The sequence below is a fragment of the Massilia sp. IC2-477 genome (assembly GCF_020707265.1).
Lineage (GTDB): Bacteria > Pseudomonadota > Gammaproteobacteria > Burkholderiales > Burkholderiaceae_D > Telluria.
Genome location: NZ_JAJFEQ010000002.1, coordinates 408,642 through 425,385, shown reverse-complemented (window position 1 = coordinate 425,385; position 16,744 = coordinate 408,642). Strand labels below are relative to the sequence as shown.

Here is a 16,744-nt window from a genome sequence, read left to right as displayed (position 1 = left end):
TTTCAGGCGGCACGGCGGGCGCCCTGCTCCGCCGGCGTTTCCTGTTGGTGGTGCGGCAGCAGGACCCGGAAGGTGGTGCCCGCACCAGGCGTGCTGCTCACCTCCAGGCTGCCGCCCAGTTCATGGATGTATTCACGGCTCTCGAACACGCCGATGCCCATGCCGGCCGACTTGGTCGAGTCGAAAGGCTTGAACAGGCGCTCGCGGATGAACTCTTCGCTCATGCCTTCGCCGGTGTCGACGATCTCGATCAAGGCCTGGCCGTCCCGGCGCAGCAGGCGGATCGTGACGCGGCCGGTGCGCGGGGTTGCTTCGATCGCGTTCTGGATCAGGTGGCCCACCACGCGCTCGAGGCGCTCGCGGTCGGCCAGCACGCGCAGCTGCGGGTCTTCCACCACCAGCTCGGGGCGCGGCTCGAACGCGGCCTTCAGCGCCACCGCCTGCGCCACCACCTCGTCCAGCGCCAGCGCCAGCGGCTGCTCGGCATTGTCGAGGCGGCTGAGCTTTTGCAGCATGATCTTCATCTTCTGCACCGAGTAGTCGACGGTCTCGAGCATGTCGGCCTGGAATTCTGGATTGTCCTTGTGCTTGGCCGCATTCGCGTTCATCAGGGACAGCTGCAGCACCAGGTTCTTCAGGTCGTGCACCACGAAGGTCGACATGCGGTTGAAGGACTCGAACTGGCGCGCGACCATCAGCGCATTGGCGGTGTCCTGCTGGGCCAGCTGGCTGGCGGCCTGGCTGCCCGCGATCTCGAGCACGTCGATCACTTCCCAGTTCAGCTTGACCGGGCTGCGCGGGTTCTGCAGCAGCACGAAGCCGAACAGGCGCGCGTGCAGGATCAGCGGCACCACCAGCCAGGCGCGCGGATAGTCCGCCAGCCACGCCGGCAGCACCAGGGCGTCGTACTTGTCCGGGCTATGCGCGTATTCGTGCAGGTCGACCACCCACTGGCTGGTTTCGAGGAACTGGCAGAAGGCCGAGCCGGCCGGCTCGGAAGCCGCCGGCGCCGGGACCTGCCAGCTGGCCACCGGTTCGAAGCGTCCGCCTTCGACGCGCTGCCACAGAGCCCCGCCCGGGCTCTCGACCAGGTTGGCGACCGCTTCGATGGCGCGCTGGCCCAGGTCGGGACCGGGTTTCGACAGGGTGCGGGTGAAGCGCATCCACTCTTCGCGGTAGTCGTAGTTGTAGCGGTAGAAGTGCTTGCTGATGAAGACCTTCAGGCGCGCCCGGAAGCTGCCCGAGAACAGCACCCCGGCCAGCAGGATGATGGCGGCGAACAGAAAGGTCACCTGCATCACCGTGCCCCAGCTGCCGCCGAAATAGCGCAGGTAGTAGCCGGCCGAGCCCATCGCCAGCAGGTAGAGCGCGGAGCCGAACAGGGTCGCCGAGTGGAACATCGCGCGGCGCGACACCGACAGCGGCGAAGACCACAGCTTGCTGCGGCCGAGCGACACCGCGATCAGCGGCACGCTCAGGGCGTTGACCAGGCCGCGCGCGGCCCAGATGTCGGTGTCGACGCTGCGGAACAGCAGTGCGTGGCTGTACAGGTAGAAGTCGTAGGCGAACATGGTGCCGATGCCGAGGCAGGCGAACTTCACCGCCCAGCGCTCGTGCAGGGTGCGGTTGCGGTAGACCAGTTCGACCAGCAGCATGCCCGACACCGCCATCGCCACCCGCGCCGCGATCGGCAGCGCGCCGGCGTCGGCCGTGGGCGCCAGGCTCCACCAGTCGCCCACGGTCCCGAGCAGGCAGCCCAGGTAGGCCAGCGCGCCCAGCACCAGCGCCGGCTGCAGGCGCAGCGGCAAGCGGCTGGCGGGATCGGTGAAGTGGCCGCGCAGCACCAGCAGGAACGCCGACCAGGAGGCGTTGCGCAGCAGCTCGGCGCTGTCGGCCAGCGCCGAGACGGGCGTGCCGACGCTCGCTTCCCAGGCCAGGGTCGCGCCCCACAGGACGCTCGAGAGGCAGGCCAGGCCGAGCGCGATGTCGTGGCGGCGCCGCTGGCGCACCGCCAGCGGGGCGCCCAGCACGAGGAAACAGACGGCCACCAGCACGTAGCTGTAGGCCGCGATGCTGGTCAGGGAAACTTCCATGGGGTCGACGGTGGCTCGAACGTGAGTGGGCGGGCTGGATGGACGGGACCGGCCGGCCCCGGCGCCATCAACGCCCGCTGCGGAACAGCACGACCTTGAGCGTATTGATCAGGATGAGCACATCCAGGAACAGGCTGTTGTTCTTCACGTAGTACAGGTCGTACTGGAGCTTTTGCAGCGCGTCCTCGGCCGAGGAGCCGTAGCCGTAGCGCACCTGGGCCCAGCCGGTGATGCCGGGCTTGACGCTGTGGCGCACATTGTAATACGGCACCACCTCGATCAGCTGCTCGACGAAGTACGGACGCTCCGGCCGCGGGCCGACGAAGGACATCTCGCCCTTGAACACGTTGAGGATCTGGGGCAGCTCGTCGATGCGGGTCTTGCGCATGAAGTTACCGAAGCGGGTGACGCGCGGGTCGTTCTGCGCCGCCCATTGTGGCTTGCCGGCCTTTTCGGCATCGACGCGCATGCTGCGGAACTTGTGCACGCGGAAGGTCTTGCCGTCCTTGCCGACCCGTTCCTGCGAGTAGAACACCGGACCGCCGTCTTCCAGCTTGACGAAGATGGCCGCCAGCAGCATCAGCGGGAAGGCCAGTACCAGGATGATCATGCTGCACACGAGGTCGAAGCTGCGCTTCATGAAGGTACGCACGAAACTCTGGTCGAAGCCGCCGCCAAACACCAGCCAGGACGGCTGCAGCGAGTCGACCCGGATCTGGCAGGTCTCGCGCTCGAAGAAGGTGGCGGCGTCGGTGACGCGGATGCCCTGCAGTTTGCAGTCGAGCAGCTCCTTGATCGGGAAGCCGCCGCGGCGGTTCTGCACCGACACCACGATCTCCGACACGTTGTGCTGGCGTACCAGCGAGACCAGCGAATCGCCGTCGCGCACCTTCAGCAGGCTGGTGGACGGCACGCACAGTTCTTCGCTCGGGATCTGGATGTAGCCGGCGATGTCGTACTTGTGGTAGCTCGAGTTCTTGCTCGCCAATTCACTGCATTCCTTGGCCAGGGGGCCGCTGCCGAGGAACATGATGCGCGACTGGAGGAATCGCGCCTCGGACGACTTGAAGAAGGCCATGCGCGCCAGGAAAATGCCGGTGCCGGCCAGAAGAAACACCAGGGCCATGGTGCCGCGCCCGAAGGACAGTTCCGGCGCCATGTAGAACACCAGTGCCAGGATCGCGAAGCCCATCAGGAAGGACGGCATCAGCTTCATGAAGAAGGGATGGCGCAGGCCTTCGTCGAAGTCGAGCTGGTACATGCCCATCGCGCTCATGCTGAAGATGATCGCCACGGTGAACGCCACCGCCGAGGTGAAGAAGTGGTCGAGGTGGGCCGCCGCCGCGGCATCCTCGAATTCAAGCATTCGCACCGCGGCGCCGATGTAGGCTGCGCCCAGCAGCACCAGCACTTCGACGAACAGCAGGAGAAAGACGATCTTCGATACGTAGTGGTTAGAGATCCGAAACACGGTAGCCTCCCCGATTCTTATTGCTATTCATATGGCTTGTTGGTATTTCTTATCTGTCTTGCGCTGAGGCCGGCGCCAGGTTCCGTACATACCAGTCCATCGCCTGGCGCAGCCCTTCGCCGATGCGGTGGGTGGGCTGGTAGCCCAGCAGGCTTGCCGCCTTGCCGATGTCCGCCTGGGAATGACGCACGTCGCCGCGGCGGAAGTCCGCGTACTGCGGCCGGTGCGCGTCCAGGTGCGGGAACTGCTCCCGCAGCAGGTCGCGCATCATGCCGTACAACTGGTTCAGGCTGGTGCGTTCGTTGACGGCGATGTTGAAGACCTGGTTCGCCGCCTCCGGGCCGGCCAGGGCCGACAGCAGGTTGGCCTGCACCACGTTGTCGATGTAGCAGAAATCGCGGCTGGTCTCGCCGTCGCCGTTGATGCGCAGTTCCTGGTTGCGGATCAGGGCCGCGACCCACTGCGGGATCACGGCGGCGTAGGCGCCGTTCGGGTCCTGGCGCGGACCGAACACGTTGAAGTAACGCAGGCCGACCGATTCCATGCCATAGGTACGGCCGAACACGTTCGCATACAGCTCGTTCACGTACTTGGTCACCGCATACGGCGACAGCGGGTTGCCGATGCGGTCCTCGACCTTGGGCAGGTCCGGATGGTCGCCGTAGGTGGAGCTCGACGCCGCGTAGACGAAGCGCCGCACCCGGGCGTCGCGCGCCGCCACCAGCATGTTGAGGAAGCCGCCGACGTTGGTGTCGTTGGTGGTCACCGGGTCGTCGATCGAGCGCGACACCGAGCCAAGGGCGGCCTGGTGCAGGACGAAATCGGCGCCCTCGCAGGCGCGTGCGCAGTCGTCCGCCTTGCGGATATCGCCTTCGATGAAGGCGAAGCTGTCCCAGGCGGCGGCGCCGACCGCTTCGCGCACGAGTTCGAGGTTGTGCCTGTGGCCGGTGGCAAAGTTGTCCAGGCCGGTCACTCGCTGGCCGAGGCGCAGCAGCGCCTCGACCAGGTTCGAACCGATGAACCCGGCCGCACCGGTCACGAGCCAGTGGTAGCGATGCTGCTGCAGGTGTTGCTGGGCGTCTTGAAACTTATTCACTTTCGAACACTCTCTTGGTCACGCCGGGCCGACTGGCGCTGCCGCGGCACATGCCGCGGCCGATGCAGGACTTGCGGTTATTACAGGCGCCAGACGCAGTAGCCGGCTTCCTGCAGAGCTTTCGGATCGAACTGCGATTTCACGTCGATGAAACAGCCATTTTCGTTCAGCTTGGACTGGAAGTCAGCCAAAGACAGCGCCAACACCTCTTTGTGTGGCACCGCAACCACCAGCGCATCCGCTTTCGGCAGGCTGTCCCAGCTTTCCAGCTTGATGCCGTATTCGTGCTGCGCTTCCTCGGCATCCGCCTGCGGGTCGAACACATGCACCTCGACCCCGTAGCTTTCGAGTTCGTGGACGATGTCTGCCACCTTGGAATTGCGCAGGTCGGGGCAGTTTTCCTTGAAGGTCAGGCCGATCACGTTGACCTTCGAGCCCTTGACGTGGAAGCCCGACGAAATCATCGACTTCACCGTCTTCTCGGCCACGAACTTGGCCATGCCGTCGTTGATCCGGCGGCCTGCCAGGATCACCTGCGGATGGTAGCCAACCATCTCGGCCTTGTGGGTCAGGTAGTACGGATCGACGCCGATGCAATGGCCGCCGACCAGGCCCGGACGGAAGGGCAGGAAGTTCCACTTGGTGCCGGCCGCCTTCAGGACTTCGAGCGTGTCGATGCCGACCTTGTCGAAGATGATCGCCAGCTCGTTCATCAGGGCGATGTTCAGGTCGCGCTGGGTGTTCTCGATGACTTTCGCGGCCTCGGCCACCTTGATGCTGGAAGCGCGGTAGACGCCGGCGGTCACGACCGATTCGTACAGGGCGGCGATGCGCTCGAGCGAGGCATCGTCGTCGCCCGACACCACCTTCAGGATGGTGGTCAGGGTGTGTTCCTTGTCGCCCGGGTTGATGCGCTCCGGCGAGAAGCCGACGTGGAAGTCCTGCTTCCACTTCAGGCCCGATTCGCGCTCCAGGATCGGGATGCAGACTTCCTCGGTCGCGCCGGGATAGACGGTCGACTCGTAGACGACGATGGCGCCGCGCTTCATATTGGCGCCGACCGACTTGCTGGCGCCGATCAGCGGCGTGAAGTCCGGATTGTGCGCGATGTCGACCGGGGTCGGGACGGCAACAACAATATAGTCAGCCTGGGCAAGCAGCGCCGGATCGGTGCTGACTTCGAGGTGGCGTGCGGCCTGCAGCTGTTCCGACGATACCTCGCCGGTCGGGTCGACAAAGCGCTTGTAGTTCTCGATTTTCGCGCTCGACAGGTCGAAACCGATGGTGCGCCCCTTTTTGCCGAATTCCACTGCCAGGGGCAAGCCCACATAACCCAGCCCTACTACAGCGACGACCTCATCAGCTTTCATATCGCATTCCGTTCAAGAATTTAGTTTTGCAATAATGCTAACTTTCAGTTTAGCATGAATGCATAAGTACACTCAACTTTACCGTCTGTGTTTGTCTAACGGTAACAACAATGTCCGAAGAACGATATCGGAATGTCATGACGATGTCATGACAGCGGAGGCAAAGCAGTGCCAACTCATCCGTATCGACCATGCAATATTAGCATTTTCTGAAACACAAGTTCCAAGAAAGCATGAATCGTGCGCGGCCATTTGATAGCAAGCGGTTAAGCAATATTGCCACGAGGAATTGGATGAGGGCGCACGTTTGCACGCTGCAAACCGGGCTTGGATGTCGGAAGGGGAACTGGTGGCGCGGCTGGCGGGGATCGAACCCACGACCCTTGGCTTCGGAGGCCAATACTCTATCCACTGAGCTACAGCCGCGTAGGGGGAAGGAAGTGATGCGAAGGATACAGTCTTTCGCAACTTACGTCCATGGGCACTCTTGCTCCAAATGAATTTCATTACACTATGGAAGCTTTACGACTATAATCGGCCGTTTGACGGCATTTGCAAGAAAGCATGTGATCGCAAGCGCCGGGAGTGGCAGGTTTTTTTAATCGAATTAAGGAAATCATGAGCGACGCACACAACGAACACCAATCCCTGATCCGAACCCCAAAGCAACTCATTGCGGCCGTAGCGGGGTTCTTCCTGGTCATCGTCATCGGCATCATCCTGCTCGTGATCTTCGCTACCAATAACCGCCTGACCGGCGCCGGCACCAGCAGCCAGAGCGCCGAAGCCGTGGCGGCGCGCCTGCGCCCCGTTGCCGAAGAAGGTTTCACCCTGGTCGACGCGAATGCGCCTAAAGTCCTGCAAGCAGGCAATGCGGTGTACGCGGCCGTGTGCGCCGCCTGCCATGACAGCGGCGCTGCCGGGGCCCCGAAGCTGGGCGACAACGGCGCCTGGGGCGCCCGCCTGGCGCAAGGCTACGACACCCTGGTCAAGCACGCGATCGAAGGCATCCGCGCGATGCCGGCCAAGGGCGGCAATCCCGACCTCGACAACGTGGAAGTGGCGCGCGCCGTGGTCTACCTGGCCAACAAGAGCGGTGCTTCGTTCAAGGAGCCGGCCGTGCCGGCCCCGGCCGCGGCGAATGCCGCCCCGGTGGCCGCAGAGGCTGCGCCGGCAACTGCGGCAGCCGCCGCGGCACCGGCCGCGGCCGCCCCTGTTCCGGCCGCCGCGCCTGCCGCCGCCCCGGCGCTTGCCTCCGCAGACACCGGCAAGGCCTTGTATAACAGCGCGTGCATCGCCTGCCATGGCGCAGGCATCGCGGGCGCACCGAAAGTCGGCGACAAGGCAGCCTGGGCCGCCCGTATCGGCCAGGGTAATGCCGTATTGTACGAACACGCCATCAAGGGCTTCCAGGGCAAGGCCGGCATGATGCCGCCCAAAGGCGGCTCGACAGCGCCTGATGCCGACGTGAAGGCTGCAGTTGACTACATGGTGCTTGCTTCGAAGTAAAAGCAAACGGCTTGGCTCCGACCCGCCCATACCGGCGGGTTTTTTTCCGCCAATGTCAAAACGACAGTATATATATTGCTAAAAACGGTTGCTGCCGAATAATATTCGTTAAATACTGGGTAATATTGTGTTGCTCTAGGGCAAAAAACGCCCAAAATTTTGAACAGAATTTGTGATTCCTCTGGGAATGTGTTTTTCTTTGGCGTAACCTTGTTCTCTGCCAGTGGCGTAATCAAGCGTCCCGCATCCTGAACGAGATCTCCACATGAAATTCCTGACACATCCGCTGACCAAGCGCGCTGCTTATACTGTTCTGTTCGGCGCGACCCTTACCGCCTGCGGTAGTGGCGGCAGCACAACCGATCAAAACAATGTCCTGTCGTCCAGTATGGACGGCACGCGCTCGATGTCCCTCGGTACGTATGTACCGCAAAGCCGTGGCACCACGACCGGCACCAATACCAATACCGGCGCAACCAACCCGGCCGGCACCATCACCACCGTGCGCTTCGAGGGCACCTCGTCGGCCGCCCAAACCAACGTTCCCGTGACCTTCGGCCAGGTGTTCGTGGCCGGCGACCTGCCTGCCAATTCCGGCCTGGTCGGCCGCCTGGAGGACGGCAGCAGCCTTCCGCTGCAGGTCGACGTCAAGGCCAAGCACGCCGACGGCTCGGTGCGCCATGCCATCATCTCGACGGTGCTGCCGACCCTGAATGTCAGCGAAGTCCGTTCCATGTCGCTCATCCGCGGCACGGCCGCTGCCGCCACCCCGGCCGCAATCACCGCTCCGCTCGATGCGGGCTTCACCGCGTCAGTCAGCGCCACCCTGAACGGCGTGCGCTACAGCGCGTCGGCCGACCAGCTTATGCGCAGCGGCAAAGCCAAGGTCTGGCTGACCGGCGGCGCCGCCAACGAATGGCATGTGATGGCGCCACTGACCACCAGTAGTGGCATACAGCACCCCTACCTGACTGCACGTTTCGCAATCCGCTGGTATCCAACGGTGAAGAAAGCGCGCGTTGATACCGTTGTAGAGAACACTTGGGCATTCGAAGCCAATCCAAACAACTATACTTATAATGCCGAGGTGGTAGTTGGCGGCAAGACCGTCTACAGCAATCCCAGCATGACCCATTACCACCACGCACGCTGGCGTCAGCTGGCATGGTGGGGTAGTGCCACGCCGGAAGTTAACGTCAAGCACAATACTGGCTACCTGATCGCTACCAAGGCTGTGCCGAATTATGACCAGGCCATCAGCGTTCCGGAAGCGTCGCTGAATGCACTAAAGGCAGAGTGGACCGGTGCGATCACCCAGCCAATGGCAACTGGCCTGGCCATTCCAAGCATGCCCACCACCGGTGGACGCCGCGACATTGGCCTGCTTCCCAGTTGGACCGTCATGTACCTCCTGAGCATGGACAAGCGGGCGCGTGAAGTGACCCTCGGTACCGCCGATTTGTCGGGAAGCTGGTCGTCGCACATCCGTGACAAGCAAACCGACTTGCCGGTGAGCGTCAACGATTATCCGTATATGTCCGTGCTTGGCCGGGGGAGTGATACGTTTAACTGGAAACTTGCCCGTGACGAAAAGTTCCCGGCTTGCGCCGTCGCTGGCGGCTGCGGGGTACCAAACGACCATGATACGTCGCACCAGCCGAACCTGGCGTACGTTCCTTATCTGGTTACTGGCGACTATTACTATCTAGAGGAGTTGCAGTTCTGGGGCATGTACAGCACCTTAGTCGACAATCCATACTATCGCGGTTTCGAAAAAGGCATCGTGAGTCCGGACCAGGTGCGTGGTCAGGCCTGGTCGCTGCGCACGCTCGCCGAGGCTGCCTATATCACCCCGGATAGCCACCCGCTGAAGAGCCAGTTCCTCGGTTTCATCGACAACAACCTGGACTGGTATAACAATACCTACACGACGGGTGCAGCAACCAGCAATGCATTGGGCGTGATCACCAACGGCTATGCGATTGTCTACGAAGACGGCACCGGCTTGGCACCATGGCAGGACGACTTCTTCACCTCGGCCGTCGGCCATGCGGCGGAACTGGGCTTCGTCAAGGCTGAAACCCTGCTGCGCTGGAAAGTGAAGTTCCCTATCGCCCGAATGGTTGGTCAAGGCGCATGCTGGATCGGGGCCGCAAACTACTCGATGAAGGTACGCGACAGCTACACTTCGCCGATCTATTCCACGATCGCGCAAGTCTACAAAAAGAGCAGCCCCGACTACACAAGCACCGCATGTGCCAGCGACGCGATGGCCAAGGTCCTGGGTCTGCGTGTCGGCGAAATGTTCGGCTACGCGCCGGAAGCGACCGGCTACCCGGCCAACATGCAGCCTGCCCTCGCTTACGCGGCGAGCTACGGCGGCACCGAAGGCCAGAAAGCCTGGGCACTGTTTGAACAGCGTAACTTTAAACCCAACTACGCGTACGCTCCGCAGTTCGCGATCAAGCCGCGCTGATTCAAGCCGGATGAACAAAAGGCCGCCTCGTGCGGCCTTTTTTTTCGTCCCGACGCATGCGCGCCGTGTAACAAGTAGTCGATCAGACAATCCTTCCAAAGCGCAGCCCACCTTTCTCATTTTTGCGACTTGGACACCAATCGCAGCAGGTTCGGCACCAAAGCACGCATATTGCCGCCCTCCTCAAAAAATAATCTTCATAGGCAAATGTTGCGGATTACCCGATTTTCTTACAATTGGTTACGTATTTTCCTGTTCGCATCCTATACTCTGTGGAAATGTGTCTCACGGAAATTTATTTTAGACACAATTACTAGTCGAAATGATACGAGGAACCAGATGCGTCCATCCCGCCTTATCCTGACCCGCACCGTGCTCGCACTCGCGTGCGCTACCATCCTGGCGCCGGCCTCGGCCGCAACCCTGTCGGTCGGCGCCGGCAAGACCTACGCCCGCCCCTGCCAGGCTTTCGCTGCCGCCAAGGCCGGCGACATTGTCGAAATCGCGGGCAACGCCACCTATAGCGGCGACGTCTGCGGCATCTATGCCAGCAACCTGACCATCCGCGGCGTGAATGGCCGTCCGAAGATCGATGCGGCTGGCCAAAATTCGATGGGCAAGGCCATCTGGGTGGTGGTTGGTGACAATGTGGTCATCGAAAACGTCGAAATGTTCGGCGCGAAAGTGCCCGACCAGAACGGCGCCGCCCTGCGCCTGGAAGGCACCAATTTCACCCTGCGCTCGTCTTACCTGCACGACAACGAGAACGGCATCCTGACCGGCGTCAACCTGAACAGCAACATCCTCATCGAGAACAGCGAGTTCGGGCGCAACGGCTACGGCACCGGCTACACCCACAACCTGTACATCGGCAACGTCGGCAGCCTGACCTTCCGCTACAACTACTCGCACGACGCCAACGTCGGCCACAACCTGAAGTCGCGCGCCCGCATCAATACCATCGCCTACAACCGCTTCTCGAGCCTGCCGGAAGGCCAGGCCGGCAGCGGCAAGCCGAGCTACGAGATCAACCTGCCAAACGCGGGCACCAGCTACATCATCGGCAACGTGATCCAGCAGCCGGCCGCGCACAACAACCCGAACCTGATCGCCTACGGCGAAGAAGGCGCGAGCAATCCCGGGCACGACCTCTACGTCGTCAACAACACCTTCCTGAACGACGACACCTCGCGCGGCAACTTCGTGCTGGTCGGCAGCGGCGTCACCAAGCCAATCCTGTTGCAGAACAATATCTTCGGTGGCACTGGCACCCTGAGCAACCAGGTCGGCGCCATCGAGAAGACCAATTACCGCGCTGCCGCGCCGGGCTTCGTCAACCGCGCCGCCTACGACCTGCGCCCGACCGCGAACGCGCTCGTGATCGATGCCGGTTCCGCCCCTGGCGTGTCGGCAGCCGGCGTGGCGCTGGCACCAGGCGCGCAGTACAAGCACGTGGCTGGCGGCGAAGCCCGCCCTGCAGGCCTGCTCGACATCGGCGCCTACGAGGCGGCGTCCGTGACCACGGCGCCGGCGCCGACCAGCTGGGTCACCTGCGCCACCGAATGGGGCACCTGCAGCTTCAGCGGCAGCCGCGAAGTGCGCTACGGCACCGCCACCGCCTTCGTCACCAAGACCGTGAGCGGTCCGGTGCGTTGCGCCAACTCGGTCTTCGGCGACCCGGCCCCGGGTGCCGCCAAGTCCTGCAGCTACGCCGTGGCGGCCACCACCGGTGCGGCGCCGGCCGACGTGAGCTGGACCGCCTGCGCCAGCCAGTACGGCATCTGCACCGTGCCCGGCACGCGCGAAGTGCGCTACGGCGCCGCCGGCAGCTACGCCACCATGATCGTCACCAATTCGGTCAAGTGCTCCGACGCCGTCTTCGGCGACCCGAAGCCGGGCGTGGCCAAATCCTGCAGCTACTCCAGCGTCGCACGCTGATTCCCGCGCTGCGCGCGGGGGTGCACAAAGAAAAACGGCCGCGATTCGCATCGCGGCCGTTTTTTATCGCCCCAGGCGATGCGGGATTACCAGATGATCACGCGGTCCTGCGGCGCCAGATACATCTTGTCGCCCTGCTTCACGCCGAAGGCTTCGTAGAAGCCCGGCTGGTTCTTCAGGGTGCCGTTGGCGCGGAACTGGGCCGGCGAGTGCGGGTCGGTCTTGACCTGGTTGATCTGGGCCGGCTCGCGCATCTTCGCGCGCCACACCTGGCCCCAGCCCATGTAGAAGCGCTGGTCGCCCGTGAGGCCCTTGATCACCGGCGCCGGCTTGCCATTCAGGGACAGCTTGTAGGCCTTGTAGGCGATCGCCAGGCCCGAGTTGTCGCCGATGTTCTCGCCCAGGGTCAGTTCGCCGTTGACGTTATAGCCCGGCAGCGGGCTGTAGCCGGCGTACTGCTTGATCAGCACCTTGGTCTTCTCGGCGAAGCGCTTGCCGTCTTCCTCGGTCCACCAGTTGCGCATGTTGCCGTCGCCGTCGTACTGCGAACCCTGGTCGTCGAAGCCGTGGCTGATCTCGTGGCCGATCACGGCGCCGATGCCGCCGTAGTTGACCGCGTCGTCGGCCTTCGCATCGAAGAACGGCGGCTGCAGGATCGCGGCCGGGAACACGATCTCGTTCAGTTCCGGGTTGTAGTAGGCGTTGACGGTCTGCGGCGTCATGCCCCATTCGTCGCGGTCGATCGGCTTGCCCAGCTTGTTCAGCTCGCGGTTGTATTCGACCACGCGCGAACGCATCACGTTGCCCACCAGGTCGTCACGCTTGACGGTCAGCGAGGAATAGTCCTTCCACTTGTTCGGATAGCCGATCTTCGGGGTGAACTTGGCCAGCTTGGCCTGGGCTTCCTTCTTGGTCGCGGGGCTCATCCAGTCCAGGGTGTCGATCGAGGAGCGGTAGGCCTCGAGCAGGTTCTTCACCAGGACTTCCATGCGCGCCTTGCGCTCGGCCGGGAAGTGTTCCTTCACGTACAGCTTGCCCACCGCGTCGCCCATGGCGCCCTCGATGGTCGACACGCCGCGCTTCCAGCGCGGTTCCAGCTTCGGCGCGCCCGACAGCGTGGTGCCGTGGAAGGCGAAGCGCTGGTCGACGAAGGCCTTCGACAGGTAGGAGGCGTAGCCGTTCACGGTGTGCAGCTGCAGATAGACCTTCCAGGTCTCGAGCGGCACGCGGTTCACGATCTCGGCCATGCCCTTCAGGTAGCTCGGCTGGCTGACGATGACGTAGTCGGTCTTGCCGGCGATGCCGGCTTCCTTCAGCCAGGCGTCCCAGGCGTAGCCTGGCGCCAGCTCGGCCAGCTTGGCCACTTCCACCTTGTTGTAGGTCTTGATCGGGTCGCGGTTCTCGACCTTGGTCCACTGGACCTTGGCCAGTTCGGTTTCCAGGTCGACGACGGCTTTCGCGTTGGCGGCGGCATTGGCGTCGCCCGACAGCGCCAGCATCTTCTCGACGTGCTGCTGGTACTTGGCGCGGATGTCGGCCATCTTGGCGTCGTCCAGCTTCAGGTAGTAGTCGCGGTCCGGCATGCCCAGGCCGCCCTGGTACAGGTCGGCCACGTACTTGGTCGAGTCCTTGGCGTCCTGGTGGATGTAGAAGCCGAAGGGCGTGGTCACGCCCAGGCGGCCCAGGCGGGCAAAGGCGGCCGGCAGCTCGGCCTTGTCCTTGATGGCGGCGATGCCGGCCAGTTCGCCTTTCAGCGGGCTGATGCCCAGCTTCTCGAGGCGCGCTTCGTCCATGTAGCTGGCGAAGAAGTCACCGATCAGCTGCTCTTCCGAGCCGGCGCGCGGGTTCTTCGTGGCGGCCGACTTCTCGATGATGGCGCGCAGCTGCGGCTGGGTGTCGTCGTGCAGCTTGTGGAAGGCGCCCCAGCTCGACTTGTCGGCCGGGATCTCGACGGTCTTCAGCCACTTGCCGTTCAGGTATTCGAAGAAGTCGTCCTGGGCGCGCACGCCCGGCTCGACGTATTCGAGGGCGATGCCGGCGGACAGGGCCTTGCCCTTGGCGGCGCCGGTGGCGCTCTTGGTGGATTCGGCCTGGGCCATCGAGGCGACCAGGATCAGCGCCGCGGCGCTCACTAGACGTCGTTTCATGCGGTTCTCTCTAAGTGTCGTTATTGTCGTTATATGCGCAGCGGGCCGACGCTGCGAAGCGCCGGCCCGTCGTTTCAAGGCCTGATTACCAGATCAGCACGCGGTCCTGCGGCGCCAGGTACATCTTGTCGCCTGGTTTCACGCCGAAGGCCTCGTAGAACTCCGGCATGTTCATCACGGTGCCGTTGGCGCGGAACTGGCCCGGCGAGTGCGGGTCGGTCTTGACCTGGTTGATCTGCTGCGCTTCGCGCATCTTCGAACGCCACACCTGGCCGAAGCCCATGAAGAAGCGCTGGTCGCCGGTCAGGCCGTCGATCACCGGGGCCGGTTGGCCGTGCAGCGACAGCTTGTAGGCTTTATACGCGATCGACAGGCCGGCGTTGTCGCCGATGTTCTCGCCCAGGGTCAGTTCGCCGTTGACGTTATAGCCAGGCAGCGGCGAGAAGCCGTTGAACTGCTTGACCAGCTTGTCGGTGCGGGCCTTGAAGGCGCTGCGGTCGGCGTCGGTCCACCAGTCGCGCAGGTTGCCGTCGCCGTCCGACTGGCTGCCCTTGTCGTCGAAGCCGTGGCCGATTTCGTGGCCGATCACGGCGCCGATCGCGCCGTAGTTGACCGCGTCGTCGGCGCGCATGTCAAAGAACGGCGGCTGCAGGATCGCGGCCGGGAACACGATCTCGTTGGTCGTGCTGCGGTAGTAGGCGTTCACGGTCTGCGGCGTCATGCCCCATTCGGTGCGGTCGACCGGCTTGCCCAGCTTGTTCAGCTGGTAGTTGTACTTGAAGGTCGCGGTACGCATCGCGTTGCCGACCAGGTCGTCACGCTTGATGGACAGCTTCGCGTAGTCGCGCCACTTGTCCGGATAGCCGATCTTCGGGGTGAACTTGGCCAGCTTGGCGCGGGCTTCCTTCTTGGTGGTCGGGCTCATCCACTCCAGGTTGTCGATCGACTGTCCATACGCAACAATCAGGTTCTTCACCAGTTCTTCCATGCGCGCCTTGCGCTCGGCCGGGAAGTGCTCCTTCACGTACAGCTTGCCGACCGCTTCGCCCAGCGCGCTCTCGACCGTGCCGACGCCGCGCTTCCACAGCGGGGCCTGCTCCGACACGCCCGACAGCGCAGTGCCATAGAACGAGAAGCTCTGGTCCACGAATGCCTTCGACAGCAGCGGCGAGTACTCGCGCAGCAGCTGCCACTCGAAGTAGGACTTCAGGGTCGACAGCTCGGTCTTGGCCAGCACTTCGTTCAGGCCCTTGAAGTAGCTAGGCTGGTTGACGATGATGGTGTCGACCTTGTTGCCGATGCCGGCCGCGCCCAGCGCCGCCTTCCAGTCGTAGCCGGGAGCCAGCTTGCCCAGGTCCGCCACGCTCATCTTGTTGTAGCGCTTGACCGGGTCGCGGTTTTCCACGCGGGTCCACTGCACCTTGGCCAGTTCGGTCTCGAAGTCGACGATGGCCTTGGCCTGGGCCGCGGCATCCTTCTCGCCCGCCAGCGCCAGGGTCTTTTCGACGTGCGCCAGGTACTTGGTGCGGACTTCGGCCAGCTTGGCGTCGTCCTGCTTCAGGTAGTAGTCGCGGTCCGGCAGACCCAGGCCGCTCTGCGAGATGTACACGACGTGCTCGGTCGAGTTGCGCATGTCCTGGCTGACGTAGATGCCGTACGGGGTCGACACGCCGATCTTCGCTAGGTGCGCGACCAGGTTCGGCAGGCCCTTCTTGTCCTTCAGGGTGCGGATCTTCTGCAGCTCGCCGGACAGCGGCTTGGTGCCCAGGGCTTCGCGGCGCGCTTCGTCCATGTAGCTGGCGTACAGGTCGCCGATCTTCTGGGTTTCGGAGCCAGTCTTGGCCGACTTGTCGGCCTGCGCGGCTTCGATGATGGACTTGATCTGCGGCGTGGTGTCGTCGCGCAGTTTCATGAAGGTGCCCCAGCTTGCCTTGTCGCTCGGGATCTCGGTCTCTTTCAGCCACTTGCCGTTCAGGTAGGTGAAGAAATCGTCCTGCGGGCGCACGCTGGTGTCGATGTATTGGGTGTCGATGCCCGACACCGGCGCGCCGGCCGGCTGGGTCGGCGCCTTGTCGGCCGCATTCGCAAAGGCTGCCATCAGGGACAGCGTCAGGGTGCTCAAAAGGATTCGCTTCACGAAAATAGTCCTCGATTGCTAGGGGTGCTGGGGTTGGGAAAAAGCGGCCGGCTTGTGGCCGGTCTTCAGGAAGTGCGCGTGATAACGCGCCTGGCTTGCCGTGTAGACCCCAGGCACGGTGATAAAACGCGCCGTGTCGTGGTTCTGCGCCAGCAGGTGATTGCCGAACACGCGCAGCTGCATGTTGGCGGGAAAACGCGGGTGTCCGGCCCGGCAGCGCCGCGCGGACGAGAGAGTCGATTTCTTCATTCTTATAATGTTCTGCCTGACATCCCGCCCACCGTCCTCGACGATAGGGCTGCACCCATTCTAGCGGGTGCGCAAGGGGCAGCAACGGCCTGGGGGGCTTTTTTACTTTTCGATACATGCAGACAGGGCGATATCAGGTATGCATGTGTTGGTACGTCACAACAAGACGGCCTGCGGGAGGCGGTATTGCTACTGGGAATGTAGAATCGACGGGAATAAAAAAGCCCGCGGAGGGGGCCGCGGGCAAAGACCACTTCA

General features: G+C 63.1%; 10 protein-coding genes and 1 tRNA gene. 3 read left to right on the top strand and 8 right to left on the bottom strand.

The window, feature by feature from the left end:
• Positions 1-2: 2 nt before the first annotated feature.
• From prsK to LK542_RS05310, 5 genes are all read right to left on the bottom strand, one after another.
• Positions 3-2,093: an XrtA/PEP-CTERM system histidine kinase PrsK gene (gene prsK, locus LK542_RS05330; protein ID WP_227811092.1), complete on the bottom strand. Its 2,091-nt coding sequence runs from the start codon at positions 2,091-2,093 to the stop codon at positions 3-5.
• A gap of 67 nt (positions 2,094-2,160) precedes the next feature.
• Complete coding sequence (locus LK542_RS05325) at positions 2,161-3,564, bottom strand: TIGR03013 family XrtA/PEP-CTERM system glycosyltransferase (protein WP_227811091.1); 1,404 nt, start codon at positions 3,562-3,564, stop codon at positions 2,161-2,163.
• 49 nt (positions 3,565-3,613) lie between these two features.
• Positions 3,614-4,660: an NAD-dependent epimerase/dehydratase family protein gene (locus tag LK542_RS05320; RefSeq protein WP_227811090.1), complete on the bottom strand. Its 1,047-nt coding sequence runs from the start codon at positions 4,658-4,660 to the stop codon at positions 3,614-3,616.
• 80 nt (positions 4,661-4,740) lie between these two features.
• Positions 4,741-6,030, bottom strand: a complete 1,290-nt coding sequence (locus tag LK542_RS05315; protein ID WP_227811089.1) for a nucleotide sugar dehydrogenase — start codon at positions 6,028-6,030, stop codon at positions 4,741-4,743.
• A gap of 350 nt (positions 6,031-6,380) precedes the next feature.
• Positions 6,381-6,456: transfer RNA gene (locus LK542_RS05310), tRNA-Arg, on the bottom strand.
• Positions 6,457-6,648: 192 nt separating this feature from the next.
• On the opposite strand from LK542_RS05310, the gene LK542_RS05305 reads away from it, so the two are divergent.
• From LK542_RS05305 to LK542_RS05295, 3 genes are all read left to right on the top strand, one after another.
• On the top strand, positions 6,649-7,539 hold the full coding sequence (locus LK542_RS05305; RefSeq protein WP_227811088.1) for a cytochrome c5 family protein: 891 nt from the start codon (positions 6,649-6,651) through the stop codon (positions 7,537-7,539).
• Between the two features lie 265 nt (positions 7,540-7,804).
• Positions 7,805-10,015 carry a hypothetical protein gene (locus LK542_RS05300; protein ID WP_227811087.1) on the top strand — a complete coding sequence of 737 codons (2,211 nt, stop codon included), beginning with the start codon at positions 7,805-7,807 and terminating at the stop codon, positions 10,013-10,015.
• A 339-nt stretch (positions 10,016-10,354) separates the two neighbouring features.
• A complete protein-coding gene (locus LK542_RS05295) occupies positions 10,355-11,953 on the top strand; it encodes a right-handed parallel beta-helix repeat-containing protein (RefSeq protein WP_227811086.1) in 1,599 nt (532 codons plus the stop codon).
• A gap of 86 nt (positions 11,954-12,039) precedes the next feature.
• Here the strand turns inward: LK542_RS05295 and LK542_RS05290 are convergent, their stop codons facing one another.
• From LK542_RS05290 to LK542_RS05280, 3 genes are all read right to left on the bottom strand, one after another.
• On the bottom strand, positions 12,040-14,100 hold the full coding sequence (locus tag LK542_RS05290; protein ID WP_307728913.1) for a M13-type metalloendopeptidase: 2,061 nt from the start codon (positions 14,098-14,100) through the stop codon (positions 12,040-12,042).
• Positions 14,101-14,185: 85 nt separating this feature from the next.
• On the bottom strand, positions 14,186-16,198 hold the full coding sequence (locus LK542_RS05285) for a M13 family metallopeptidase (RefSeq protein ID WP_227801637.1): 2,013 nt from the start codon (positions 16,196-16,198) through the stop codon (positions 14,186-14,188).
• Positions 16,199-16,255: 57 nt separating this feature from the next.
• Positions 16,256-16,486, bottom strand: a complete 231-nt coding sequence (locus tag LK542_RS05280; protein ID WP_227801551.1) for a hypothetical protein — start codon at positions 16,484-16,486, stop codon at positions 16,256-16,258.
• Positions 16,487-16,744: the final 258 nt, after the last annotated feature.

What these genes read in the sequence shown, in the direction of transcription:
- prsK (WP_227811092.1), bottom strand. Translation starts at nt 2,093, where the DNA reads ATGGAAGTTTCCCTGACCAGCATCGCGGCCTACAGCTACGTGCTGGTG.
- LK542_RS05315 (WP_227811089.1), bottom strand. Translation starts at nt 6,030, where the DNA reads ATGAAAGCTGATGAGGTCGTCGCTGTAGTAGGGCTGGGTTATGTGGGC.
- LK542_RS05280 (WP_227801551.1), bottom strand. Translation starts at nt 16,486, where the DNA reads ATGAAGAAATCGACTCTCTCGTCCGCGCGGCGCTGCCGGGCCGGACAC.
- LK542_RS05290 (WP_307728913.1), bottom strand. Translation starts at nt 14,100, where the DNA reads ATGAAACGACGTCTAGTGAGCGCCGCGGCGCTGATCCTGGTCGCCTCG.
- LK542_RS05285 (WP_227801637.1), bottom strand. Translation starts at nt 16,198, where the DNA reads ATGGCAGCCTTTGCGAATGCGGCCGACAAGGCGCCGACCCAGCCGGCC.
- LK542_RS05295 (WP_227811086.1), top strand. Translation starts at nt 10,355, where the DNA reads ATGCGTCCATCCCGCCTTATCCTGACCCGCACCGTGCTCGCACTCGCG.
- LK542_RS05305 (WP_227811088.1), top strand. Translation starts at nt 6,649, where the DNA reads ATGAGCGACGCACACAACGAACACCAATCCCTGATCCGAACCCCAAAG.
- LK542_RS05300 (WP_227811087.1), top strand. Translation starts at nt 7,805, where the DNA reads ATGAAATTCCTGACACATCCGCTGACCAAGCGCGCTGCTTATACTGTT.